This is a genomic window from Microbacterium sp. 8M (assembly GCF_902506375.1).
GTDB lineage: Bacteria > Actinomycetota > Actinomycetes > Actinomycetales > Microbacteriaceae > Microbacterium.
Map to the genome: position 1 here is coordinate 2,552,292 of NZ_LR733284.1, position 23,676 is coordinate 2,575,967.

The 23,676-nt window shown below is 71.3% G+C and carries 21 protein-coding genes; 9 read left to right on the plus strand and 12 right to left on the minus strand.

The window, feature by feature from the left end:
- Positions 1 to 20: 20 nt before the first annotated feature.
- Both AERO9AM_RS12235 and prmC read right to left on the minus strand, forming a co-directional pair.
- On the minus strand, positions 21 to 695 hold the full coding sequence (locus AERO9AM_RS12235) for an L-threonylcarbamoyladenylate synthase (protein ID WP_159576388.1): 675 nt from the start codon (positions 693 to 695) through the stop codon (positions 21 to 23).
- An 82-nt stretch (positions 696 to 777) separates the two neighbouring features.
- Positions 778 to 1,635 (minus strand): peptide chain release factor N(5)-glutamine methyltransferase, encoded by an 858-nt coding sequence (gene prmC, locus AERO9AM_RS12240; RefSeq protein WP_159576389.1) that lies wholly within the window; start codon positions 1,633 to 1,635, stop codon positions 778 to 780.
- A gap of 159 nt (positions 1,636 to 1,794) precedes the next feature.
- Here prmC and cysK point away from each other — a divergent pair, with 159 nt between their 5' ends.
- The 3 genes from cysK to AERO9AM_RS12255 are packed head-to-tail and all read left to right on the plus strand — an operon-like array spanning position 1,795 to position 4,415.
- Positions 1,795 to 2,733, plus strand: a complete 939-nt coding sequence (gene cysK, locus AERO9AM_RS12245) for a cysteine synthase A (RefSeq protein ID WP_159576390.1) — start codon at positions 1,795 to 1,797, stop codon at positions 2,731 to 2,733.
- Positions 2,733 to 3,317, plus strand: coding sequence for a serine O-acetyltransferase EpsC (gene epsC / locus AERO9AM_RS12250; RefSeq protein ID WP_236602600.1), 585 nt, complete (start codon positions 2,733 to 2,735; stop codon positions 3,315 to 3,317). Before cysK ends, epsC begins: the two co-directional genes overlap by 1 nt.
- A 33-nt stretch (positions 3,318 to 3,350) precedes the next feature.
- The gene (locus AERO9AM_RS12255; RefSeq protein WP_159576391.1) at positions 3,351 to 4,415 is read left to right on the plus strand and encodes a DNA polymerase IV; all 1,065 of its coding nucleotides are present in this window, start codon (positions 3,351 to 3,353) and stop codon (positions 4,413 to 4,415) included.
- Between the two features lie 43 nt (positions 4,416 to 4,458).
- Here the strand turns inward: AERO9AM_RS12255 and AERO9AM_RS12260 are convergent, their stop codons facing one another.
- Complete coding sequence (locus tag AERO9AM_RS12260) at positions 4,459 to 5,445, minus strand: NAD(P)-dependent alcohol dehydrogenase (RefSeq protein ID WP_201298627.1); 987 nt, start codon at positions 5,443 to 5,445, stop codon at positions 4,459 to 4,461.
- A 143-nt stretch (positions 5,446 to 5,588) separates the two neighbouring features.
- Here AERO9AM_RS12260 and AERO9AM_RS12265 point away from each other — a divergent pair, with 143 nt between their 5' ends.
- Positions 5,589 to 6,236 carry a TetR/AcrR family transcriptional regulator gene (locus AERO9AM_RS12265; protein WP_201298628.1) on the plus strand — a complete coding sequence of 216 codons (648 nt, stop codon included), beginning with the start codon at positions 5,589 to 5,591 and terminating at the stop codon, positions 6,234 to 6,236.
- 32 nt (positions 6,237 to 6,268) lie between these two features.
- Here AERO9AM_RS12265 and prfA read toward each other — a convergent pair whose 3' ends face one another.
- The 5 genes from prfA to lysA all read right to left on the minus strand — a co-directional run bounded on the left by prfA (position 6,269) and on the right by lysA (position 13,247).
- On the minus strand, positions 6,269 to 7,348 hold the full coding sequence (prfA, locus tag AERO9AM_RS12270) for a peptide chain release factor 1 (RefSeq protein ID WP_159576394.1): 1,080 nt from the start codon (positions 7,346 to 7,348) through the stop codon (positions 6,269 to 6,271).
- A gap of 42 nt (positions 7,349 to 7,390) precedes the next feature.
- Positions 7,391 to 9,316 (minus strand): transcription termination factor Rho, encoded by a 1,926-nt coding sequence (gene rho / locus AERO9AM_RS12275; protein ID WP_236602601.1) that lies wholly within the window; start codon positions 9,314 to 9,316, stop codon positions 7,391 to 7,393.
- Between the two features lie 196 nt (positions 9,317 to 9,512).
- A complete protein-coding gene (gene thrB, locus AERO9AM_RS12280) occupies positions 9,513 to 10,448 on the minus strand; it encodes a homoserine kinase (RefSeq protein WP_159577520.1) in 936 nt (311 codons plus the stop codon).
- Between the two features lie 22 nt (positions 10,449 to 10,470).
- Entirely contained in the window at positions 10,471 to 11,790 is a 1,320-nt protein-coding gene (locus tag AERO9AM_RS12285; RefSeq protein WP_159576396.1) for a homoserine dehydrogenase, read from the minus strand.
- A complete protein-coding gene (gene lysA / locus AERO9AM_RS12290) occupies positions 11,787 to 13,247 on the minus strand; it encodes a diaminopimelate decarboxylase (RefSeq protein WP_159576397.1) in 1,461 nt (486 codons plus the stop codon). The genes AERO9AM_RS12285 and lysA overlap by 4 nt, the downstream gene beginning before the upstream one ends.
- Positions 13,248 to 13,384: 137 nt before the next feature.
- On the opposite strand from lysA, the gene AERO9AM_RS12295 reads away from it, so the two are divergent.
- A complete protein-coding gene (locus AERO9AM_RS12295) occupies positions 13,385 to 13,777 on the plus strand; it encodes a VOC family protein (protein ID WP_159576398.1) in 393 nt (130 codons plus the stop codon).
- 35 nt (positions 13,778 to 13,812) lie between these two features.
- Here the strand turns inward: AERO9AM_RS12295 and AERO9AM_RS12300 are convergent, their stop codons facing one another.
- Positions 13,813 to 15,300 carry an HNH endonuclease gene (locus tag AERO9AM_RS12300; RefSeq protein ID WP_159576399.1) on the minus strand — a complete coding sequence of 496 codons (1,488 nt, stop codon included), beginning with the start codon at positions 15,298 to 15,300 and terminating at the stop codon, positions 13,813 to 13,815.
- Positions 15,301 to 15,510: 210 nt separating this feature from the next.
- Between AERO9AM_RS12300 and AERO9AM_RS12305 the strand changes: the two genes are divergently transcribed.
- Positions 15,511 to 16,638 carry a YihY/virulence factor BrkB family protein gene (locus AERO9AM_RS12305; protein ID WP_159576400.1) on the plus strand — a complete coding sequence of 376 codons (1,128 nt, stop codon included), beginning with the start codon at positions 15,511 to 15,513 and terminating at the stop codon, positions 16,636 to 16,638.
- 94 nt (positions 16,639 to 16,732) lie between these two features.
- On the opposite strand, the gene AERO9AM_RS12310 is transcribed toward AERO9AM_RS12305, so the two are convergent.
- From AERO9AM_RS12310 to AERO9AM_RS12320, 3 genes are all read right to left on the minus strand, one after another.
- A complete protein-coding gene (locus tag AERO9AM_RS12310) occupies positions 16,733 to 17,653 on the minus strand; it encodes an LmeA family phospholipid-binding protein (RefSeq protein WP_159576401.1) in 921 nt (306 codons plus the stop codon).
- Position 17,654: 1 nt separating this feature from the next.
- Complete coding sequence (gene argS / locus AERO9AM_RS12315; protein WP_159576402.1) at positions 17,655 to 19,322, minus strand: arginine--tRNA ligase; 1,668 nt, start codon at positions 19,320 to 19,322, stop codon at positions 17,655 to 17,657.
- A gap of 65 nt (positions 19,323 to 19,387) precedes the next feature.
- Complete coding sequence (locus AERO9AM_RS12320) at positions 19,388 to 20,371, minus strand: N-acetylglucosamine kinase (RefSeq protein ID WP_159576403.1); 984 nt, start codon at positions 20,369 to 20,371, stop codon at positions 19,388 to 19,390.
- Between the two features lie 110 nt (positions 20,372 to 20,481).
- Between AERO9AM_RS12320 and AERO9AM_RS12325 the strand changes: the two genes are divergently transcribed.
- Genes AERO9AM_RS12325 through ngcE form a run of 3 tightly spaced genes read left to right on the plus strand, consistent with a single transcriptional unit; the run spans position 20,482 to position 23,640 of the window.
- On the plus strand, positions 20,482 to 21,414 hold the full coding sequence (locus AERO9AM_RS12325; protein ID WP_159576404.1) for a MurR/RpiR family transcriptional regulator: 933 nt from the start codon (positions 20,482 to 20,484) through the stop codon (positions 21,412 to 21,414).
- Positions 21,411 to 22,163, plus strand: coding sequence for a sugar isomerase domain-containing protein (locus AERO9AM_RS12330; RefSeq protein WP_159576405.1), 753 nt, complete (start codon positions 21,411 to 21,413; stop codon positions 22,161 to 22,163). Before AERO9AM_RS12325 ends, AERO9AM_RS12330 begins: the two co-directional genes overlap by 4 nt.
- Positions 22,164 to 22,221: 58 nt before the next feature.
- On the plus strand, positions 22,222 to 23,640 hold the full coding sequence (gene ngcE, locus AERO9AM_RS12335) for an N-acetylglucosamine/diacetylchitobiose ABC transporter substrate-binding protein (RefSeq protein WP_159576406.1): 1,419 nt from the start codon (positions 22,222 to 22,224) through the stop codon (positions 23,638 to 23,640).
- The last annotated feature ends 36 nt before the right edge of the window (positions 23,641 to 23,676 follow it).

A 23,676-nucleotide genomic window follows, 5' to 3' on the forward strand; every position in this document is an offset into this window, starting at 1 on the left:
TCGCTCTCATCCGAGGACCGTCAGGACGGCTCTTCGAGCAGATCCCCGAGCACGCCGGCCAGCGCGTCGCGCGAGATCGCGCCCTCGCGGAGCACCCGCACCTTCGCATCGTCGCCACCCGGACGCACGAGCGATGTGGCGTCGACGATCGTGGAGGCGACGCCACCGGTCGCCGGACCCGCATCCAGGTACACCGCGACGCTGTCACCGAGCATGCCCTGAGCGCCCTCGGCGTCCACGGCGGCGGGCCGGCCGGTCAGGTTCGCGCTGGAGACGGCGAGCGGACCGGTCTCCTCGAGCAGTGCGAGCGCGACCTTGTGGTCGGGCATGCGCACCGCGACGGTGCCGTGGGTCTCGCCGAGGTCCCAGACGAGCGACGGCTGCGACGGCAGCACGATCGTGAGGCCGCCCGGCCAGAACGCGTCGACGAGGCGCTGCACGGGCTCGGGCACCGTCTCGACGAGGGCAGCGAGGGTTGCGGTGCTGCCCACGAGCACGGGAGGCGGCTGCTGGCGCCCCCTCCCCTTCGCGTCGAGCAGGCGCTGCACGGCTGCGGGGCTGAACGCGTCTGCGCCCACGCCGTAGACGGTGTCGGTGGGGAGCACGACCAGGTCGCCGCGGCCGATCGCGAGACGGGCCTGGCGCATGCCGGTGAGGATCTGATCCGCGTCGCGGGTATCGATGAGGGAGGACATGACCGGCCCAGTCTACGGGGCGAACCCCGGCGCACTGCTGAGCGCGGCCCGCCGGCGCAGCCGCGGCGAGGGTCGGTCCCGCCTACGGCCGGATCGCCGTCGTGGCGCGATCGCGGCGCGTGAGGTCCTGGTGCGTGGCGGTCGCGCGCCAGCCGTCCGCCGCGAGCAGCTCGCGGATCGCGGCACCCTGCACCTCGGCATGCTCCAGCACCAGCGTGCCGCCAGGGTGCAGCAGCGCCCAGGCGCGCCGGCTGATGGCGCGCACGACGTCGAGTCCGTCCGGGCCGCCGTAGAGCGCCAGGGCGGGGTCGAACAGGCGCACCTCCGGGTCGCGCGGGATCGCGTCGTCGGGCACGTACGGCGGGTTGGAGATCACCACGTCCACGGTGCCGTCGAGTTCCCCCAGCGTGTCGCGGAGGTCGCCCAGGACAAGCGCGAGGTTGGGCTGACCGGCGGTGTTGCGCCGCGCCCAGGCGTGCGCCTCCGGCGACAGCTCCACGGCGTGCACCCGGGCGTGCGGGACCTCGGTCGCCATCGCCAGCGCGATCGCGCCGGATCCGGTGCACAGGTCGACCGCGACCGGCTCGGGCGAGGCCGCGGCCAGCAGAGCGTCGATCGCGAACTGCGCGACGATCTCGGTCTCCGGGCGCGGCACGAACACACCGGGCCCGACCGCCAGCTCCAGGTGGCGGAACGGAGCGGTGCCGGTGAGATGCTGCAGCGGCTCGCGCGCCGCGCGCCGCGCGACGAGGGCGTCCAGCGCCTCCGCCTGCGCCTCGTCGAGCGCGTCGCCGCGGATCGTCGCCGCCTGCACGGCCCCGCGCCCCGCGCCCAGGACGTGCCCGGCGAGCAGTTCGGCGTCCACGGCGGGATCGAGGACGCCGGCCTCGGCGAGGACGTTCGCGGCGCGGCGGAGGGCTTCGGCGAGGGGCACGGACATAGACGTCCAGCGTAATGCGGGCGTCACATTCACCGTGCGCATCGGTGGCGGTCCTAGGCTGTGCACGATCGTGTCCTCGTCCGCCGACGGGACGTGGCCTCGTCCGCCGACAGGACGGGAGCCGTCGCCCGAAGCAGTGCGTCCATCGAAAGGTCAGTCATGGCAGGCATCCACCCCGACATCACCACGGCATTCGGGAACACCCCGCTGGTCCGTCTCAACCACGTCACCGAGGGCGCGGGTGCGACGGTGCTGGCCAAGCTCGAGTACTTCAACCCTGGCTCCAGCGTCAAGGACCGCCTGGGCATCGCGATCATCAACGCTGCGGAGAAGGACGGTTCGCTCGCCCCGGGCGGCACGATCGTCGAGGCCACCAGCGGCAACACCGGGATCGCGCTCTCGCTGGTCGGCGCCGCCCGCGGCTACAAGGTGATCCTGACCATGCCCGCCTCGATGTCGAAGGAGCGCCGGGTCCTGCTCAAGGCGTTCGGCGCGCAGCTCGTGCTGACCGACCCGACGCTGGGCATGAAGGGAGCCGTCGCCGAGGCCGAGCGCATCGCCGCGGAGACGCCCGGCGCGATCCTCGCGCACCAGTTCGAGAACGAGGCCAACGCGGAGATCCACCGTGTCACCACCGCCGAGGAGATCTGGCGCGACACGGACGGCGCCGTGGACATCTTCGTCGCCGGCGTCGGCACGGGCGGCACCATCACCGGCGTGGGCCAGGTGCTCAAGCAGCGCAAGCCCGACGTGAAGGTCATCGCGGTCGAGCCGACCGCTTCCCCGCTGCTGTCGACAGGAACGCCGGGCCCGGCGAAGATCCAGGGCATCGGCCCGAACTTCGTCCCGCCGATCCTCGACACCGAGGTCTACGACGAGGTCGTCACCGTCGAGTTCGAGGACGCCCTGGCGACGTCCCGCGCCCTCGCGGCCCAGGAGGGCCTGCTCGTCGGCATCTCCAGCGGCGCGGCCGCATGGGCGGCGCTGCAGGTGGCGAAGCGCCCCGAGAACGAGGGCAAGACCATCGTCGTCGTCATCCCCGACACGGGCGAGCGCTACCTGTCCACGGCGCTGTTCGAGGATCTGCGCGAGGACTGATGCCGATCCCCGACATGTCGTGGATCGGGCGGATGCGCGAGGACGTCGCGTCCGCCCGGCTCCGCGACCCCGCCGCCCGCGGCGGACTCGAGATCGCGCTGCTCTACCCCGGTCTGCACGCCATCTGGGCGCACCGGGTGAACCACGCACTGTGGACACGCGGCCTGCGCTTCCCCGCGCGGATGGGTTCGCAGATCGCACGGTGGTTGACGGGCATCGAGATCCACCCCGGTGCGCAGATCGGGCGCCGCTTCTTCATCGACCACGGCATGGGCGTCGTGATCGGCGAGACGGCGGAGATCGGCGACGACGTGATGCTGTACCACGGGGTCACGCTCGGCGGCCGCACCCGCGACGCCGGCAAGCGCCACCCCACGCTCGAGGACGGCGTGGTCGTGGGCGCGGGCGCCAAGATCCTCGGTCCCGTGGTGATCGGCGCGCGGTCCGCGATCGGCGCCAACGCCGTGGTGACGAAGGACGCCCCGGCAGATTCCGTGCTCACCGGGGTGCCCGCCCGCGCGCGACCCCGCGTCGAGGGTGAGAGCACAGCGCGGATCCTCTCCGTGCCGGAATACTCCATCTGAGCGGAACGCCCCGGATCCGCGTAGGGTCGGGGCATGCGGTGGGTTCTCCATGTGGACCTGGACCAGTTCATCGCGGCCGTCGAGGTGCTGCGACGTCCGGAGCTCGCCGGCCTGCCCCTGATCGTGGGCGGTCGCGGCGACCCGACCGAGCGCGCCGTGGTCTCGACCGCCTCCTATGAGGCACGCGCGTTCGGCGTCGGCTCGGGCATGCCGCTGCGCATCGCGGCGCGCAAGGCGCCGGACGCCGTGATCCTGCCCGTCGACGCCCCCGCCTACCTCGCCGCCTCCGCAGAGGTGATGGACGAGCTGCGCGCCCAGCCGGGCGCCGTGGTGCAGGTGCTCGGGTGGGACGAGGCGTTCGTCGGCGTCGACACCGACGATCCAGAGGCATACGCGCGGCGCATCCAGCAGGCCGTCCTGGACCGGACGCGCCTGCACTGCAGCGTCGGCATCGGCGACACGCTCGTGCGGGCCAAGATCGCGACGGGCTTCGGCAAGCCCCGGGGCGTCTTCCGCCTCACGGCCGGCAACTGGGACGAGGTGATGGGCGAGCGCGCGGTGATCGAGCTGTGGGGCGTCGGCTCGAAGGTGTCGAAGCGCCTCGCGGGCCTGGGCATCCGCACGGTCGCGGAACTGGCGTCAGCGCCCGAGGACGCGCTCGTGTCCGAGTTCGGCCCGCGGATGGGGCTCTGGTACCGCGAGCTCGGGCGGGGCGGCGGATCCGCGGTCGTCGATGACACGCCCTGGGTCCCGCGCGGGCACAGCCGGGAGACGACTTATCAGAGCGATCTCGCCGACCGTACCGAGATCGAGCGGGCTGCGCTGGTGCTGCTCGATCAGGTGCTCGACGATGTCGCGGAGGACGGACGCGGCGTCATCGGCCTCGGGCTCAAGGTGCGCTATGCGCCGTTCACGACGAAGACCTTCACGAAGCGGATCCCGGAGACCACCGACCGGCCAGCGATCGTGGCGAAGGCGCACGAGCTGATCTCCCGGATCGAGCCTGACCGCCCCGTGCGACTGCTGGGCATGCGCGCCGAGATGGCGCTTCCGGACGACGCCAGGGAGGGGCGCACGCCCACGCGCGGCGCCTGGTGACGGGCGGCGCGTCAGGGCAGAGGTCGCGTCGAGAAGGGCTGCATCAGCGCTCCGACCGATCGGCCCGTTCAGCCGCGGACGCGTCGGCCTGCGGGTGCAGAAGGAGATTGCCGACCTTGCGACCGGAGTCGACGAGGGCGTGCGCCTCGGCGAGGCGGTCGAGCGGAAGCGATCGATCCGTGACGACGCGGAGGGCGCCCGATTCGATGAGGCCGAGCAGCGCGGCGATGTCTTCAGGGCGCTCAGGCGCCGTGCCTGTCTTCACCGGGCCGCGTGCCGTGATCATCTCGCCGAGACTCGCGACGGCCAGCAGGAGCCGTCCGCCCTCAGCCAGCAGCGGCCGGCCGCTCGCCGGGCTCAGCGCGCCGACCGTGTCGAACACGACGTCGAAGCGCTCCCCGCGCGCCGCGAGAGACTCGATCGGCACCGTCCCGTAATCGATGAGCCTGTCGGCGCCGAGGGCCGCGACGAGCTGCGCGTTGCGGCCGCTGGTGACTGCCGTGACCGTCGCCCCGAAATGCTTCGCCAGCTGCACGGCGTTCGTGCCGACCGCTCCGGAGGCACCGACCACGAGCACTCGCTCGCCGGGCTGCAGGAGCGCCTTGTCGCGCAGGTAGTGCAGAGCCGTCGTGCCGCCGAACAGCACCCCGGCGGCGTCGTCGAAGGAGACCGCGTCAGGAAGGCGCACGAGACGCGAGCCGGGGACCGCGACGAGCTCGGCGTGCGCCCCCATCCGGGCGCCCGTCATGCCGCAGACGCGATCTCCGACGGCGAAGGCTGTCATCGCCTCGGCCCGGCTCCGCGCTCGCGGGCCGCGACCGGGATCCCCTGCGCCGAGCTCGACGATGGTCCCCGCGAAGACGACGCCGAGCACCCTTTTCCGAGGGCCCCGGAGACCGAGCGCGAGCCGACCCGGCAGGGCGAACCCGCGTGGGAAGCGTGCACCACGGATGCGGGCGTCGCCGGAGTTCACGGTCGACGCCACGACCCGCACCAGACCCTCGCCTCGACGTGCGACAGGATCGGCCACCGTCGCGATCCGCACGACCGACGCAGGCCCGTACCTCTCCACAACCCCTGCCCGCATGCTCTCCCCTTACGCCTGTAAGTCTGTCGCGCCTACGATAGCCTTACATGCGTAAGGGCACAAGTACGGCCCGGAAGGGAGTCGCAGTGGCCCCGCGCGCGCCGCTCAGCCGTGAGCGCATCGTCGCCGCTGCCATGCAGGTCGCCGACGAGGGCGGCCTGACCGCCGTGAGCATGCGCAACGTCGGCAAGGCGCTCGGCGCCGAGGCGATGTCGCTCTATCACCACGTCTCCGGCAAGGACGAGCTGCTGGACCTGCTCGCGGACGCGGCGTTCACACAGATCCCGCTGCTCGAGGTCGGCACGCCCTGGCGCCCCGCCATGACCGCGCGCGCCCACGCCATGCGCGCCGTGCTCAAGAAGCACCCCTGGGCGCTCACTCTGCTCGAGTCCAGGGCGAACCCGGGACAGGCCGTGATGCGACACCACGACCGTGTCCTCGGTCTGCTGCGCAAAGACGGCTTCACCCTCACGCTCGCGGCGCACGCCTACTCGGCGCTGGACGCCTACATCTACGGATTCGTGCTCACCGAGCTCAGCCTGCCCTTCACCCCCGACACGGGGCCCGAGGCCTTCGCCGAAGGCTTGGATCTGCCGGCCGCGGAGTATCCGCACCTCGCCGAGATGCTGGAGCAGATGGTGATCGGACACGACTACCGCTTCGGCGACGAGTTCGACTACGGCCTCGACCTTCTGCTCGATCAGCTCGAGCTGCGGCTGGCGGCCCAAGGCTGACGCACCGATGCCTCAGCTCGCGCCGGGAGTGCTCAGGCCTCGCTGCCGAGTGCGGCCAGGCGCGCCTCCTCGTCCGCATGGATCGCGGACTCGATGATCGGCTCCAGCGCGCCGTCCATCACCTGATCGAGGTTGTAGGCCTTGAAGCCGGTGCGGTGATCCGCGATGCGGTTCTCCGGGAAGTTGTACGTGCGGATCCGCTCCGAGCGGTCCATGCCGCGGATCTGGGAGCGGCGGGCGTCGGACGCTGCAGCCTCGAGCTCCTCCTGCTGCTTGGCGAGCAGGCGGGCGCGCAGCACGCGCATCGCCGCCTCGCGGTTCTGCAGCTGCGACTTCTCGTTCTGCATCGACACCACGATCCCGGTGGGCAGATGCGTGATGCGCACCGCCGAGTCGGTGGTGTTGACGGACTGGCCGCCCGGTCCGGATGAGCGGAAGACGTCGATCTTGAGGTCGTTCTGGTTGATCGCGATCTCGTCGGGCTCGTCGACCTCGGGGAACACGAGCACTCCCGTCGTCGAGGTGTGGATGCGCCCCTGCGACTCGGTGGCGGGAACCCGCTGCACGCGGTGCACGCCGCCCTCGTACTTGAGGTGCGCCCAGACCCCCTGGGAGGGATCCGTCGACGATCCCTTGATCGCGACCTGCACGTCCTTGTAGCCGCCGAGGTCGGACTCGGTGCGCTCCAGGAGCTCGGTCTTCCAGCCCTTCGACGCGGCGTACTGCATGTACATGCGCAGCAGATCCGCGGCGAAGAGCGCGGACTCCGCGCCGCCCTCCCCCGCCTTGATCTCCATGATGACGTCGCGTGCGTCATCCGGATCCCGCGGGATCAGCAGCCGACGCAGCTTCTCCTGCGTCTGCTGCAGGTGCTCTTCGAGGGCGGGGATCTCCGCCGCGATCGACTCGTCCTCTCGGGCGAACTCGCGCGCGGTCTCGAGGTCCTCGCCGGCGGCGATCCAGTCGTCATGCGCCTTCACGATGCGGCTGAGCTCGGCATAGCGGCGGTTGACGCGCTTCGCCCGTGCGGCGTCGGCGTGCACCTCGGGGTCGGAGAGCTCCCTCTCCACCCTGCGGTGCTCGTCGCGCAGCGCCTCGACCTGTTCGAACATGACGACCGGATCCCGGAACGACAGCTGATCCGCGGACGCGGGTCAGCGGATGCTGTTCTCGGACGCGTGGCTGTGGCCGGTGCCGGAGGCCGGCTTGCCCAGCTGCGCGTTCTGCATCTGCAGCAGGAACTCGACGTTGGAGTCGGTCTCCTTGAGCTTGCCGAGGACGACCTCGAGGGCCTGCTGCGGGTCGAGCCCGGCGAGGGCACGGCGCAGCTTCCAGGTGATCTTGACCTCGTCGGGGCTCAGCAGCATCTCCTCGCGGCGCGTGGAGGACGCGTTGACGTCCACGGCCGGGAAGATCCGCTTGTCGGCGAGGGCGCGCGACAGACGCAGCTCGCTGTTGCCGGTGCCCTTGAACTCCTCGAAGATGACCTCGTCCATCTTGGATCCGGTCTCCACCAGAGCAGTGGCGAGGATCGTGAGCGATCCGCCGTTCTCGATGTTGCGCGCGGCGCCGAAGAAGCGCTTCGGCGGGTAGAGCGCCGACGCGTCCACGCCGCCCGTGAGCACACGGCCCGAGGCAGGCGCCGAGATGTTGTAGGCGCGGCCGAGGCGGGTGATCGAGTCGAGCAGCACGACCACGTCGCGGCCCAGCTCGACGAGGCGCTTGGCGCGCTCGATCGCGAGCTCGGCGACCGTGGTGTGATCCTCCGCGGGGCGGTCGAAGGTCGAGGCGATGACCTCGCCCTTCACGGTGCGCTGCATGTCGGTGACCTCTTCGGGGCGCTCGTCGACGAGCACGACCATGAGGTGCACCTCGGGGTTGTTCTGCGCGATCGCGTTGGCGATCTGCTGCAGCACGATCGTCTTGCCCGCCTTCGGCGGGGCGACGATGAGGCCGCGCTGGCCCTTGCCGATCGGTGCGACGAGGTCGATGATGCGCTGCGTGAGCTTCGACGCCGACGTCTCCAGGCGCAGCCGCTCCTGCGGGTACAGCGGGGTGAGCGACGAGAACTCGACGCGGGCGGCGGCATCCTCGGGGCTCAGGCCGTTGATCGAGTCGACCTTGACCAGGGCGTTGTACTTCTGGCGGCCCTGCTGCTCGCCCTCGCGGGGCTGCTTGATCGCGCCGACGACGGCGTCGCCCTTGCGCAGGTTGTACTTCTTCACCTGGCCGAGCGAGACGTACACGTCGCTGGGGCCGGAGAGGTAGCCGGTGGTGCGCACGAAGGCGTAGTTGTCGAGCACGTCGAGGATGCCGGCGATCGGGATGAGGACGTCGTCCTCGCCGATCTCGGTCTCGAACTCGTCGACGTTCTGGTTGCCGCCGCCACGGCGCTTGTTGCGCTGCCGGCCGCGGCTGCTGCCGCCCTCCTCGTCGGCGTCGGCCGGAGCACCGCCGCGGCCGTTCTGGTTGCCGTTGCCGTTCTGGCCGTTGTTCTGGTTGCCGCCGTTGTCCTGACCGCCGTTGCGGTTGCGGCTGCGGCTGCGGGAACGGCTGCGGCTGCGGCCGGTCGGCTCTTCGCCGCCCTCCGCGGGAGCCTCGGCCGGCTGCTCGGACGGAGCGGCGTCGGCGGACGCCTCCTTCACGGCGGGTTCGGCCGGCGCCTCGGCGGGGGCGGCGTCCGCGGACTCCGTCGGCGCCTCCTCGGCCTTCTTGGCACGGCTGCGACGCGGGGCCTTCGCCTTCGGCGCGTCCTCCGCCGGGGTCTCGGCGGGTGCGGCCTCGGCCGGGGTCTCGGCGGGGGCGGCGTCCGCGGACTCCGCCGGCGCCTCCTCGGCCTTCTTGGCACGGCTGCGACGCGGGGCCCGCGCCTTCGGCGCGTCCTCCGCCGGAGCCTCGGCGGGTGCGGCCTCGGCCGGAGCTGCGACGGCGGTGTCGCCCGCTTCGGCGGCCTGGGCTGCGGCGCTCGCGGAGGTCGCGCGGCGCGGCGCGCGCTTGCGCGGCGCCTTCGGCGCGTCCTCGGCGGACGCGTTCTCGGCCGGAGCCGAGTTCTCGATCTGGGTCTCGGAGATGGTCTCCACGAGTACTCCTCTTGTAAGTCGTGGGTGATTCGACGCGCACACGGCAGATGCCGGGGCGCGGCCGCACGATCATGCCGAGAACAGGCTGTCCCCTGCATGCCACCCGGAGAACACGCTCACGACGAGCCGGTGACCGGCTCGCGGTGCGGTTTCGGATGCTGTGCGGCTGACGCAGGAAGTGCGTCGCGGGCCGGGATCACGATTGTGACGAAGAACCCTCCGCTCGTTCCCTCACTGTACCACCTCGCACATCGACGGCGACCATCTGCGGGATCCACGGAGTGTCCGTCGCCGACTCGGCCACCCGCACGGCCTCCAGGCGGCTGCCCGGGCCGTCGCACAGCACGAGCACACTCGGTCCGGCGCCCGAGACGACGGCCGCGAACCCCTCCGCCCGCAGTGCGCGCACGAGGCGGTTCGTCTCCGGCATCGCGGGGGCGCGATAGTCCTGGTGCAGCCGGTCGTCGGTGGCGTCGAGCAGCACGTCGGGGCTCTGCGTGAGCGCCGCGATGAGCAGCGCGGAGCGGGACACGTTGAACACCGCGTCCTCGCTCGGCACGTGCTCGGGCTGCAGGCTGCGGGCCGCCTTGGTCGACATGGTGTACCCGGGCACCAGCACGAGCGGTGAGACGCCGCGATGCACCAGCAGCTTCTTGTGCTGCGGGCCGCGCTCGGCGGTCCATGCGATCGTCAGGCCGCCGAACAGGGCGGGGGCGACGTTGTCGGGGTGTCCTTCGAGCTCGGTGGCCAGCCGGAGCAGCGCATCGTCGTCGAGCTCGACGATGCCCTTCAGCAGGCCTTGTGCGGCCAGGACGCCCGCCGCCACGGCGGCGCCGGAGGATCCCAGCCCGCGGCCGTGCGGAACGCCGTTGCGCGCGATGAGGCGGATCCCGGGCATCGTGACGCCGGCGTCGGCGAAGACGTGCGCGATGGACCGGATCACCAGGTTCGACGCGTCGCGCGCGATCTCCTCGGCGCCGGATCCCGAGATGTCGAACTCGTAGACGCCCGGCTCGAGCGCCGTGACCTCGAGCTCGTCGTACATGCTCAGCGCGAGACCCAGGGTGTCGAACCCGGGGCCGAGGTTGGCACTGGTGGCGGGGACGCGCACCTCGACGGTGCGCCCGGGCATCGGTCCTTCGGAGGCGCTCACGTCACTCCCCCTCGACGCGCAGCACCGACACCACGCGGGTGACGGCGTCGCTGTCGGCCAGACGGGCGACAGTGTCGCTGAGGGCCTGCTCGGTGGCGCGGTGCGTGCCGATCACCAGGCGGGCGGTCGTGCTGTCCTCGCCGCGCTCCACGGTCTGCAGCGCGGTGGCGATCGAGACGCCGTGGTCGCTGAGGATCCCGGCGACGGTCGCCAGCACGCCGGTGACGTCGGCGACCTCGAGGGTGATCTGGTAGCGCGTGGTGATGTGCCCGAAGGGCGCGATCGGCAAGCTCTGCCGGGCGGACTCGCCCACGCCCACGCCGCCGGCGATGTGGCGCCGCGCGGCGGACACGACGTCGCCGAGCACGGCGGATGCGGTCTGCACGCCGCCCGCGCCGGCGCCGTAGAACATCAGCGGGCCGGCGGCCTCGGCCTCCACGAACACGGCGTTGTTGCCGCCGTGCACGCTGGCCAGCGGGTGGTCGCGGTCGATCAGCGCCGGGTACACGCGCACCGAGACGGCGTCGCCTTCGGGCTCCGGGAGCCGCTCGCACACCGCGAGCAGCTTGATCACGTACCCCGCGCGACGGGCGTCGCCGATCATGTCGGCGGTCACCGAGGAGATGCCCTCGCGGTGCACGTCGTCGATGGAGACCTGCGTGTGGAAGGCGAGGCTGGCGAGGATCGCGGCCTTCTGCGCCGCATCGAAGCCCTCCAGGTCGAGAGTCGGATCAGCCTCGAGGTACCCCAGGTCGGTCGCGATCCGCTGAGCCTCCTCGGCACTGAGACCCTGGCGGTCCATCGAGTCGAGGATGAAGTTCGTGCTGCCGTTGACGATGCCGAAGATCCGCTTGATGCGGTCGCCGGCGAGCGAGTCGCGCAGCGGACGGATGATCGGGATGGCGGCGGCGACGGCGGCCTCGTAGGAGACGGAGGCGCCCACCTGATCGGCGGCCTCGAAGATCTCCGCACCGTGCGTGGCGAGCAGCGCCTTGTTGCCGGTGACCACGTCGGCCCCGCTGCGCAGCGCCTGCAGCACGTATCCGCGCGCGGGCTCGATCCCGCCCATGAGCTCGATCACGATGTCGGCTCCGAGGATGAGTGCCTCGGCATCGGTGGTGAGCAGCTCGCGCGGAAGCTCCGTGTCGCGCGGCGCATCCACGTCGCGGACCAGGATCCCGGCGAGCTCGAGGGTCGCGCCGCTGCGCTCGGCGAGGTCGGCCTGGTGCTCGAGGAGCAGGCGTGCGACCTGCGATCCCACGGATCCGGCCCCGAGCAGGGCTACCCGGAGGGTGCGGCGGTGGCCGTCGAGTTCCGTCATGCTTCTCCTTCTCCGGTGCGGGCACCGGTGCGCTCCGCCCCCGGCGCGGCGATGCCCGCGTCCCGGGAGAGGAGGTCGGCGAGGGTCTCCCCGCGGACGATCACCCGCGCCTGGCCGTCGCGCACGGCGACGACCGCGGGGCGCGGGGTGGTGTTGTAGTTGCTGGACAGCGCGTAGCAGTAGGCGCCGGTCGCCGGCACCGCGAGCAGGTCGCCCGGGGTGACGTCGGAGGGGAGGTACTCGTGATCGACGACGATGTCCCCCGATTCGCAGTGCGAGCCCACGACGCGGACGAGCACGGGTGCCCCCGTGCCCTCCCGCGACGCGATGCGCGCGGAGTACTGGGATCCGTACAGGGCTGGGCGGGCGTTGTCGCTCATGCCGCCGTCCACGCTCACGTAGAGCCGCTCGCCGCGGTCGCCGAGCGACACCTCCTTGGTGGTGCCGACCTCGTACAGGGTCACGCCCGCCTGGCCCACGACCGCGCGGCCGGGCTCGAAGGCGAGGGTGGGCACCGGGATGCCGCGCACCTCGCACTCACGCGCGACGGCGTCCACGATCGCGTTCGCGAGCTCCTCGATGGGTGTCGGATCGTCGGCCGCGGTGTAGGCGATGCCGAATCCGCCGCCGAGGTTGAGCATGGGCAGTTCGCCGCCCTCGCGCAGCGCCGCGTGCAGCTCGATCATGCGGGAGGCCGACTCGGCGAACCCGCGGGATCCGAAGATCTGCGAGCCGATGTGGCAGTGCAGGCCGCGCAGCTTCAGGCTGGGGATCTCGCGGATCCGCGCGACGAGCGCGGGTGCCGCCTCGAGCGGCGTGCCGAACTTCTGGTCCTCGTGCGCAGTGGCGAGGAAGTCGTGGGTCTCGGCGTGCACGCCGCTGTTCACCCGGAGCAGCACGCGCTGCCGGAATCCCCGGCTCTCGGTGCCGCGGCGCTCGGCGATCGCACCGAGGCGCTCGATCTCGATCGCGGAGTCGAGGATGATCGTGCCGACGCCCACCTCGACCGCGCGCTCGAGCTCGGCGACGCTCTTGTTGTTGCCGTGGAACCCGATCCGGGACGGCTTGACGCCCGCTGCCAGCGCGATCTCGAGCTCGCCGCCACTGCACACGTCGACGCGCAGGCCCTCCTGGGTCACCCAGCGCGCCACCTCCGTGCTGAGGAACGCCTTGCCCGCGTAGTAGACGCGCGCCTTGGTCCCGTGCGCCGCCGCAGCGTCGTCGAACGCACTGCGGATCCGCGCCGCGTGCGCACGCACCTCGGCCTCGTCGAGCACATACAGCGGAGTGCCGAAGCGGGCACGCAGCTCGGCCACGCCCACACCGCCGAGCTCGAGCTCTCCGTCGGCGTCGCGGCGCGCGGATGCCGGCCACACCGCCGTGGGCAGTTCGTTCGGATCGGCCGGTACCTCCAGCCAGTCCGGGGCGAGCGCGTCGTCGGGCGATGCGGAGAGCACAGGGCACCAATCGTCGTGTGGGACTCGGGTTCGAGGCCGGCCCAGAGCGGGCCGGGTTCTGAGAATTCTAAGGCACCGGGGGTCACGGCCCGACGGCTGTGACGGGCGGCGGCGTCGCGACCTGGTTGGATGAGGACGTGCGCGGATTCCATCATGTCGAGCTGTGGGTCGTGGATCTGCATCGCGCGAGAACCGAATGGTCCTGGCTGCTGGGACGCCTCGGATTCGTGCCAGAGGACGACTGGAGCGACGGCAGCTCATGGAGAGCCGGTGATGCGTATCTGACGATCTGCGTGCCGCCCGGAGTGCAAGGCTCGCGACACGACCGGCGGCTCCCCGGACTCAACCACCTCGCTTTCCACGGTGGTTCGCGCAGCGACGTCGACCGGCTCATGGCCGAGGCGCGGGAGCACGGCTGGAAGGCTCTGTACAGCGAACGGTACCCGCACGCGGGCGGGCCCGACCACTACGCAGGGTGGCTGGATAACGGCGAGGGGTTCAAGGCCGAGGTCGTCGCGACGCAGGCCTGAGGCGCACCGGCGCCCCTGCCGCCGAGGTGGGGTAGTCAGAACGGGGCCGATTCGTCGTCGGGTGGCGGGTCCGGTTGGTGGATGGTGAAGGTGACGGGTGGGGGTGGTTTGTCGATGTAGCTCGCGCCGGTGGGGCTGGTCCATTCCAGGATCCCGGCGCCGAGTTGTTTCACTTTCCACGCGGTGTGGTGTTTCAGGACGTGGTGGCGTCGGCAGAGTCCGCCGAGGTTTCCTTCTTCGGTGGGGCCGCCGTGGGCGGCGTCCACTGTGTGGTCGAGGTCTTGGGCTCGGGGTGGGAGCCCGCAGGTGAGGAACCGGCAGCGTGAGTCGCGGGCGTGCAGGAGCCGGCGCAGGTCGGCGTTGGGGCGGTAGTGGTCGACGGCGAGGATCGCCCCGGTGACCGGATGAGTCAGCACCCGTTCCCACGCGGTGGCGCCGCCGGCGAGGATCCGGGCGGTGTCCGTGTCGATCGGCTGCCCGCCGGCGAGCTCCGCGGGCAGCTCGGTACGGACGCGGAAGGCGGCCCACTGGTCGGCGTGCTCACGCGGCTGCTCGTCCCGCTGGGTGGTGTGCACCCCGAACGCAGTTCCCGGGCGCGTGGGGGATCCGCGGTGCGGAGCCTGGTCGGGTGCCATGGCCGTGAACGCGGGCACCGTCACCTCCACCCGCGCCTGAATCGCCGACAGCAGCCCGACTGCGGTGTCGTGTCCGGACGGAGAACCGGTGAGGAGCGTGTCCGCGCACAGGTCCGCACGCAGCTGGTCGAGGGTGCGGTCATCGGCAGGGTCGCCGATGCCATCCGCATCCGGGGCGATTCCCGAGGCCGCTTCTTTCACGGCCTTCGCGTTCGCGGCCTTGATGAGGTGGGCTTGCTGGGTGAGCCGGTCGAAGATCCCGTCGATCACCGCAGCGGAGTGGATGAGGCCGAGCTGTTTCTGTCCGTCGGGGAGTTCTTCCCGCCACACGGCCCGCTTCTCCTGCGCGGCGCGGTGCCGCTGCGTCAACGACCGCGGGGCGAGGCGTTCCGCGATGCGTTCCACGATCCGCTTCGCCCGATGCGGAGTCTCACCCGAACATGCCGCGACCGCCGCCCGTTCGAACTCCGCCCGCACCTCGTCGTCGAGACGCGCCCCGGTGTCCTGGATCAGCCGGACATGCGCCGCGTTGATCCGCGCGTCCGTGAACGCCTGCATCGTGGTCGGGTACCGGGTCATCAACTCCGCCGCCCGCGACATCCGCCCCTGCACCACCCGGTCCGACATGTGCAACACCGCCGCCAGCTCCGCCGCCACGCTGCGCGCGGCGAGGTCCACCGCCTCACCCCGCACCGCGGAAGTGCCGCCGGCCGCAGCGAGGTGTTCCGCGAGACGCTGGGCGACGGCCAGGTGCGCGTCCCGCACCGCCTGCAACCGGACGATGGACGCCTCCGTCACCGCGAGCCCGGATGTCACCATGGCCAGCACCGCGACCGGATCCACCGGGTCCACCCCGGGACCCTGAACCGCGCCGACCGTGTTCGTCATACCCCCTATCCAACCCGGGGCCACCGACATTCCCGCGGCCGGAAAGTGCCTGATCGGATCCAGAAAAGATCACAATCAGATCACGAAGCAGATGCCCCTTCCGGGGATGAACTCAGGAGCCGCTCAGCACCCGAAGCCGTCGAATCGCATGCGCCCGGGCCTCGCGTCAAGCCCGCGCACCGCGCTTGCGTCGCTCGCTACGCTCGGACCATGGGCACCCGTACCGATGCCGAGCAGCCGCCCGCCGAGAAGTCGCGGCTCCAGCGCAGGATCGACGCCGTGGTGGCGCGCGTGCTGCGCTGGAGACTGGCGCGCACATGGCTGCTGTACTCCGAGAAGCACGGACCGGCGCTCGCCGACGGCATCACCTACCGCGCCCTGTTCAGCGTGTTCGCGGCGGTGCTGCTGGGCTTCTCCGTCGCTGGCCTGTGGCTGTCGGGAAACCGGCCGGCGCTCACCGCGCTCATCGACGCCGTCGATGCAGCCGTTCCCGGCCTCATCGGGCAGGACGGCCTGATCAGCATCGCGACGCTCACGGCGCCGACAGGCCTCTCCATCGCCGGCGCATTCTCGCTCGTCGGCCTCATCGGCGCCGCGCTCGGCGCGATCGGATCCCTGCGCATCGCCCTGCGCACGCTCGCCGGCCGGCTCGCCGACGATGTGCAGTGGTACTGGGTGATCCTGCGCAACCTCGGACTCGCCGCGGGGATCGGCATCGGATTCGCGCTGTCGGCCGCCGCCACGGTGCTCGGCTCGGTCGGGGTGGACTCGATCGCCGCACTCTTCGGGGCGGAGCACTCCCTGGCCGCTGCGTTAACGGAGCGGATCGTGTCCGTGGTGGTCGTCTTCGCCCTGGACATGGCGGTCGTGGCGGCGCTGTTCGCCGTGCTGTCCGGCGTGCGCGCCGACGCGAGGAACCTGTGGGCCGGAGCCGCACTCGGCGGCGCGGGCCTGCTCGTGCTGCAGCAGCTGTCCGCCCTGTTCGTGCGGGGCGCCGCGGCGAACCCGCTCTTGGCGTCGTTCGCCGCCCTCGTCGCTCTGATGCTGTGGCTCAATCTGTCGGCGCAGGTGGTGCTCCTCGCGAGCGCCTGGATCATCACCGGCGTCGAGGACGCAGAGGACCGCGCGATCGGCCGCCCGCGCTCGTTCGCCGAGCGCCGGCTCGATCGCGCCGAACGGCTGCTCGCCGCGACCACGGCAGAACGCGATGCCGCACGCGACCAGCTCGGCCGGGAGAATCCGGAGATCCTGGCAGAGCACGAGGCCCTGCGCGCGCCCCAGGAGGAGGAGCCGCGGCACCTGCCCTGGTATCGGCGCCTGCTGCACCGCCGCAGCTGACCGGATGCGCTGCCGCTGACCGGGCGACTGCTGTACCGCCGCGGCGGACCGGGCGGCGGTGCAGCCGAGCGATGCGCGGCCCGACCGAGCACGGTCAGGACGCGGGGCAGGTGCCGTTCTCGAGCAGGGCCGGATCCGTCGTGATCGCGCTGTCCGCCGTGAACGTGGCGACCAGCACGCCGTCCTTCACCCGCAGACCGCCGAGGTGAACCCCCGCGGGCAGACGGTCTGCGATGCACACCTTCTGGGTGGCGAACAGTGGTTTCAGCGCCGCGCCGAACGGCGACGACGCGACGGTATCGGGGTCGACGGTGAGCGCGCCGATCGAGGCCGACGTCGGCGTGAACGTGAGCTCGCCGCCCTCCGCGCCAGGGGTGAGCGACAGCGCGAGCGGGACCGTCGCCCCGAACAGCTCCACGGATCCGGTCGCCTTCACATCCGAGCCCGCGATCGTGACGGCGTCGATCGGCGCCGACTCCCCCGCGGCGGCCTTGACCGCAGCCTGCAGCTGATCCGCCGTGATGCGGAACGTGCCGGTGGCGCTGCCGAGGGCACCGCCGCGGAGGGGGACGCCCGTGGCATCGACCTGGACGGCACTCGTGATGGGTCCGATCGCGACACTCTTCGTGGACAGATGCACGTCGTCCAGCCGCCCCGCCACGAGCTGGGGCAGCACGATGCCGTCGACGGCGACGTCCAGCTGCTGATCCGCCGGGAGCTTCAGTGCCGTGATGACCTGCGCGCGGATCTGCTGCGCCACCACGGCCCGCGCGACGAACTCACCGCCGACCACGAGGGCGGCGAGCACGACCACGAGGATGCCGAGCACCCACGGCCAGCGCCGGCGACGACGCGGCGGCGGCACCGCGGTCGGGGCGGAGGGAAGCGGCGGGCGCGGCGGGACGACGGCGGCTCCGTTCCCGGTCTCCGTCGGCAGGGGCACGGTCGGGTGCTCCGAACCGAGATCCCGCGGATACGGCTCGGTCGGGTGCGTGCCCTCCCCCGCGCCGCTCATGTCACATCCGCTCCGGTGCCGACACCCCGAGCAGACCGAGGCCGTTGCGCAGCACCTGACCGGTGGCGTCGTTCAGCCACAGGCGCGTGCGGTGGACGTCCTCCACCGGGTCGTCGCCCTGGGGGATCACGCGGCAGTTGTCGTACCAACGGTGGTAGAGCCCCGCGAGCTCCTCCAGATAGCGCGCGACGCGGTGCGGCTCGCGCACCTCGGCGGCGAACGCCACGATCCGGGGGAACTCCTGCAGGGCGCCCAGCAGCGCCGACTCGGTCTCGTGCGTGAGCAGCTCCGGCGCGAACGCCGAACGGTCCACACCGGAGTCCGCGGCGTTGCGCGCCACGTTGTGCGTGCGGGCATGTGCGTACTGCACGTAGAAGACGGGGTTGTCGTTGGTGCGCTTCTGCAGCAGCTCCGGATCCAGGGAGAGCGGCGAGTCCGCCGGCGAGCGCTCCAGCGAGTACCGCAGCGCGTCGGTGCCGAGCCATTCGCGCAGGTCGTCCATCTCGATGATGTTCCCCGCGCGCTTGCTGAGCCGCGCTCCGCCCACCGACACGAGCTGGCCGATGAGCACCTCGACGTCCTTCTCGGGATCGTCGCCGGCGGCGCCCGCGAGCGCCTTGAGGCGGTGAACATAGCCGTGGTGATCCGCGCCGAGCAGGTAGATCTTGTGCTCGAAGCCGCGGTCGCCCTTGTTCAGGTAATAGGCGGCGTCGGCGGCGAAGTAGGTGTACTCGCCGTTGGAGCGGCGGATCACGCGATCCTTGTCGTCGCCGAAATCGGTCGTGCGCACCCACACCGCGTCGTCCTGGTCGAAGACGTGCCCCTGCGCGCGCAACCGGTCTACGGCCTGGTCGACCAGGCTCGGTCCGCCGTCCTCACCCTTCGCGTGCAGGATCCGCTCCGAGAACCAGACGTCGAAGACCACGTTGAACTTCGCGAGCGATTCCTTCTGCTCGGCGAGCTGATACCGGTAGCCGAGCTCACGGGCGACGAGCAGCTGCTCGGCCTCGTCGAGGCTGAGGAAATCGGGCCGCTCCGCGAGCACGCGCTGTGCGATGTCGGCGATGTAGCTGCCGGCGTAGCCGCCCTCGGGGGTCGGCTCGCCCTTCGCCGCCGCGACGATGGATCCGGCGAACCGCTCCATCTGCGCGCCGGCGTCGTTGATGTAGAACTCGCGCGCGACCGTCGCGCCGCTCGCGTCGAGGAGGCGCGCGATGGCGTCGCCGAGCGCGGCCCAGCGGGTGTGCCCGATGTGCAGCGGTCCGGTGGGGTTCGCCGAGACGAACTCGACGTTGATCGATCGGCCCGCCTGGGAGTCGTTGCGGCCGTAGGCCTCGCCCGCGTCGACGATCACCTTGGCGAGGGCGCCCGCAGCTCCCGCCTCGAGCCGCACGTTGAGGAATCCGGGGCCGGCGACCTCGGCGGAGGCGATGCCGTCCACCGCGGCGAGGCCGTCGGCGATCTGCCGGGCGAGCTCACGCGGGTTCGTGCCGAGCTGCTTGGCCAGTCGCATGGCGACATTGGTCGCCCAGTCGCCGTGATCGCGGTTGCGCGGACGCTCGAGAACGATGTCGGCGACGTCGAGCTCGAACGGCTCTCCCGGTCGTCGCTCGTCCGCGATCGGGGCGAGGACGGACAGGATCGCTGCGGCGAGGGCTTCGGGATTCATAGGGTTCCGATTCTACGGCGTGCGCTCCCCGCGAGCCGCCGCGGCGAGCGGCACGGTGCGCCGCGTCAGACCGGGATCCCGGCGCGCAGCCGCGCGAGCACGGACTCGTCCACGTCGACGCCCGCGTGCCGCAGGGCGAGCGTGGTCGCCCCGGCCGCTCCGCTGTCCACCAGCACGAACGGCTGGTCGCCGAACGCCGCGGCGAGGTGCTCGCGCAGCAGTCGCTGCGGCGCACCGTCGCGGGAGACGATGCTGCCCCCGGCGACGACCGGCCCCGGCTCCGCGCCGACCAGCTCGAGCGTGCGCACCAGCTGCTCCCCCGCCGCGTTCAGGATCCGCACCGCCACCGGATCCTCGTCTTCCGCTGCATCGAAGACGAGCGGCGCGAACGCCGCGAGCTGCACCGGGGCCTGCGCGTAGAGCACGCGGACGAGCTGCTCGAGCGCGGCGGGGCGTCCCTCCGCGCTGCGGTCGGAACGGTGCGCGGCGACGCCGGCCGCCTGCAGCACCAGCGGCGTCAGCGCGGTCTCCGGCCCGAGTCCGTCGAGTTCGTCGACCGCCGCCGCTGCGGCGCTGCGGCCGATCCAGAATCCGCTGCCCCGGTCGCCGAGCAGCCAGCCCAGACCGTCCGCTGTGGCGACGATGCGGCCGCCCTCCACGCGCACCGCGCTCGCCCCGGTGCCGCACACCACGCCGTAGCCCACGGGAGCGACGGCGCCGCTCGAGTACATGGCGAGCAGATCGGACTCGAACGTCAGGGTTCCCGTGAAACCCTCCTCGCGCAGAGGATCCAGGATCCAGTCCGACCGGCCTCCGCGGGCATCGTGACCGGCCATCGCGATCACGATGCCCGCGACATCCGCAAGGGTCGCTCCGCTGTCCTCCAAGGCACCGGAGATCGCGCCGCGCACGCCGGCGAGGGCCGTGGGAATGCCCGATGAAGTGGGGTTTCCACGACCGCCGCGACCGAACCCGGCACACTCGCCTGCGGCCGTGGCGAGCACCGCCCTGGTGGACGTCCCACCGGCGTCGACACCCATCACGAGCATGTTGCACCCCAATTTGTTATCTGTCCTACTTGATTTTTCCGACGAGACGCGATGAGAATGTTTTTCACCCAAACCGGGACCCGTTTTCACCGGAGGCTATGGTGCCACTCATGCAGGACGTCGGCAACGAGTTGTCGATCGCGCAGCGCATCTCACTGCGCCGTCCCGCGATGCCCAAGGCCATGGCCAAGATCGCCGACGTGATCACGGCGCACCCCACCGCGCCCGTCGAGCTCACCATCACCGAGCTGGCCGATCAGGCCGGCACCTCCGCCGCCACCGTCACCCGGTTCTGCCGCGCGATCGGCTTCGAGGGCTACACGCAGTTCCGCGTCGGCGTGGCCGCCGAGTCCGGTCGCGGCGACACCGGCACCACCTGGCGCACCGACATCGCCGAGGACATCGGCCAGGACGACCCGGCCGACCGCGTGCTGCTGACCCTGCTGGGACTGCACACGCGCAGCATGGAGACCACCACGAGCCTGCTCGACCTCGACGACGTGCAGCTCGTGGCCCGCGCCATCGCCGAGGCGCGACACGTGGACATCTACGGCGTCGGCGGCAGCGGGGTCATCGCCGACGAGTTCCGCGGCCGGCTCTACCGGATCGGCGTGAACGCGCACTCCTGGTCCGACGTGCATGACGGCCTCACCAGCGCCGTCCTCCAGGACGCGTCCTCCGTGGCCGTCGGCATCTCGAACACCGGCCGCACCGAGGAGACCATCGAGATGCTGTCTCACGCGCGGGCCGCGGGCGCGCTGACGGTCGCGATCACCACCGACGCGGACTCCTGGCTCGCCTCCAGTGCGGACGTCGCGCTGATCACGGCCTCGGAGAACCCCGCGCAGCGTCCCGACGACCTCTCCATCAAGCACTCGCAGCTGCTCGTCATCGACCTGCTCTACGTGCTCGTGGCCCAGCGCACGCTCGGCCAGGCCGCCACCCGCCTCGCGGCCAGCGCCATGGCCGTGTCCAGCCACCGCCGCACGCCGTCCGCTCCGGACGCACGTGGCACGACCCGCCAGAAGGAGTCCACCCGATGAGCGCTTCCCCCAAGGACCTGCTCCGCGAAGCCGAGACGCGCCTCGAGCGTCTCGCCGACGACGCCGAGAACGGCGCGCTCGATCCCGCGATCGACCTGCTCGTCGGGTCATTGCGCGATGGAGGCGTCATCCAGGCGTTCGGCACGGGGCACTCCGAGGCGTTCGCGATGGAGATCGCCGGACGGGCGGGCGGGCTCATCCCCACCAACCGCATCGCCCTGCGCGACATCGTGCTGCACGGCGAGCGCACCGCCGACGTGCTGACCGGCTCGCTCGAGCGCGAGCCGTGGGTCGTCGACGAGCTCATGGCAGTGTCCCCGGTGACGGAGAACGACGTGTTCGTGATCGCGTCGAACTCGGGTGTGAACGGCTCCATCGTGGGCGTCGCGCTGTGGGCCAAGGAGCATGGGCACAACGTCATCGCGGTGACCAGCCTCGAGCACACCGCCCGTGTCGAGCCCAAGCACCCCAGCGGCAAGCGCCTGAGCGAGATCGCCGACGTCGTGATCGACAACCTCGCGCCGTACGGCGACTCCACGCTGCAGGTCACCGACACGATCTCGGCGGGCGCCATCTCGTCGATCACGGCCGCCTTCATCGCCCAGCTGCTCACCCTGGGCGTCGCGCGCACCCTCGCCGAGGCCGGCGAGGTGCCCCCGATGTACATCTCCGCGAACATCCCCGGCGGCGACGAGCACAACTCCGCGCTCGAGGCCCGCTACCTCGACCGGCTCCGCCGCGGCGCCTGAGCCCCCACAGACTCATCCTCTCCTCTCCCTCACCACCCACTAGGAAGGCAAGAATCACATGGAAACCAGAGATGCTTCCATCAGCCGGCGCTCACTGCTGCGCGGCGCGGCGCTCGCTGCCGTCATGGTGCCCCTCGGCGTCAGCCTGGCGTCCTGCGCGGCTCCGGGCGGCGGTGGCGGCGGCGGCGCCGCCGGCGGCACGAAGTCGGCCGACAACCCGTTCGGCGTCGCGGCGAACTCCAAGGTCGACGCGGTGATCTTCAACGGCGGCTACGGCGTGGACTACGTCGAGAACGCGGCGAAGATCATGGAGGGCAACAAGAAGCTCGGCGGCGCGACCGTCAAGGTCTCCGCCTCGACGAAGATCGCCCAGGAGCTGCAGCCGCGCTTCGTCGGCGGCAACCCGCCGGACCTCATCGACAACTCGGGCGCCAACCAGATCGGCTGGAACACGATCCTCGACCAGCTCGAGGAGCTCGACGACGTCCTGGAGTCGAACAACCTCGAGGGCACCAAGATCAGCGACACGCTCTACGGCGGCGTCAAGGGTCCCGGCACCTTCGACGGCAAGTTCAAGGCGCTGAACTACGTCATGACGGTCTACGGCATCTGGTACTCCGAGACGCTGTTCAAGGACAACGGCTTCACCGTTCCGACGAGCTGGCAGGACCTGAAGGCGCTCGGCGAGGCCGCGAAGGCCAAGGGCAAGTACCTCTTCGTCTGGGGCAAGGAGGCGGCGACGTACTACCAGACGCTCGTCGTCGACTCGGCGGTCATCCAGGGCGGCGACGACGTGCGCCTCCCGCTCGAGAACCTGAAGGAGAACTGCTGGTCGCACCCGATCATCCAGGACATCCTCAACATCTTCTACGAGCTGATCCAGGCCGGCTACATGAAGCCCGGCGGCGCCGGCACGCAGTTCACCCAGGCCCAGTCGCAGTGGAGCCTGGACCAGGCTGCGCTGCTCTACCCCTCGGGCTCGTGGATCGAGAACGAGATGAAGAAGCAGACCGCCGACAACTTCGTCATGAAGGGCATCGGCGAGCTGCCGCTCGACGGCAACCAGAAGACGCCGAAGGGCACCCTGCGCGCCGAGGCCGGCGAGCCGTTCATCGTTCCGTCGAAGGCGAAGAACCCCGCCGGCGGCAAGGAGCTGCTGCGCACGATGCTGTCCAAGGAGTCCGCAACCGCGTTCGCCAAGAGCAAGCTGGCCCCGACCATCGTCAAGGGCATCGTCCCCGACGACGGCTTCGGCTCCACCGCTCTGGTGTCGCAGAAGGAGCTCCTGGACAAGGCGGGCGACAACGTCTTCACCATCAAGGCGTTCGGCCTCTACGGCATGAACTCCGACCAGCTGCCGCTGTGGAACTCGTTCCTTGACGGCAAGATGACGGTCGCCGATCTCACCAAGGCGCTGCAGGATCTGACCGACAAGATCCGCAACGACAGCTCCATCAAGAAGATCGAGATCAAGTAATGTCCGCCAGCGGTCCGGGAGGATACGGCGGTGGAC

Coding starts and splice junctions, on each gene's coding strand:
- AERO9AM_RS12305 (WP_159576400.1), top strand. CDS start 15,511: ATGGGCACCCGTACCGATGCCGAGCAGCCGCCCGCCGAGAAGTCGCGG.
- epsC (WP_236602600.1), top strand. CDS start 2,733: ATGCCGATCCCCGACATGTCGTGGATCGGGCGGATGCGCGAGGACGTC.
- argS (WP_159576402.1), bottom strand. CDS start 19,322: ATGAATCCCGAAGCCCTCGCCGCAGCGATCCTGTCCGTCCTCGCCCCG.
- cysK (WP_159576390.1), top strand. CDS start 1,795: ATGGCAGGCATCCACCCCGACATCACCACGGCATTCGGGAACACCCCG.
- ngcE (WP_159576406.1), top strand. CDS start 22,222: ATGGAAACCAGAGATGCTTCCATCAGCCGGCGCTCACTGCTGCGCGGC.
- AERO9AM_RS12285 (WP_159576396.1), bottom strand. CDS start 11,790: ATGACGGAACTCGACGGCCACCGCCGCACCCTCCGGGTAGCCCTGCTC.
- prfA (WP_159576394.1), bottom strand. CDS start 7,348: ATGTTCGAACAGGTCGAGGCGCTGCGCGACGAGCACCGCAGGGTGGAG.
- AERO9AM_RS12300 (WP_159576399.1), bottom strand. CDS start 15,300: ATGACGAACACGGTCGGCGCGGTTCAGGGTCCCGGGGTGGACCCGGTG.
- AERO9AM_RS12320 (WP_159576403.1), bottom strand. CDS start 20,371: ATGCTCGTGATGGGTGTCGACGCCGGTGGGACGTCCACCAGGGCGGTG.
- thrB (WP_159577520.1), bottom strand. CDS start 10,448: ATGCCCGGGCGCACCGTCGAGGTGCGCGTCCCCGCCACCAGTGCCAAC.
- AERO9AM_RS12330 (WP_159576405.1), top strand. CDS start 21,411: ATGAGCGCTTCCCCCAAGGACCTGCTCCGCGAAGCCGAGACGCGCCTC.
- AERO9AM_RS12255 (WP_159576391.1), top strand. CDS start 3,351: ATGCGGTGGGTTCTCCATGTGGACCTGGACCAGTTCATCGCGGCCGTC.
- prmC (WP_159576389.1), bottom strand. CDS start 1,635: ATGTCCGTGCCCCTCGCCGAAGCCCTCCGCCGCGCCGCGAACGTCCTC.
- AERO9AM_RS12310 (WP_159576401.1), bottom strand. CDS start 17,653: ATGAGCGGCGCGGGGGAGGGCACGCACCCGACCGAGCCGTATCCGCGG.
- AERO9AM_RS12325 (WP_159576404.1), top strand. CDS start 20,482: ATGCAGGACGTCGGCAACGAGTTGTCGATCGCGCAGCGCATCTCACTG.
- AERO9AM_RS12235 (WP_159576388.1), bottom strand. CDS start 695: ATGTCCTCCCTCATCGATACCCGCGACGCGGATCAGATCCTCACCGGC.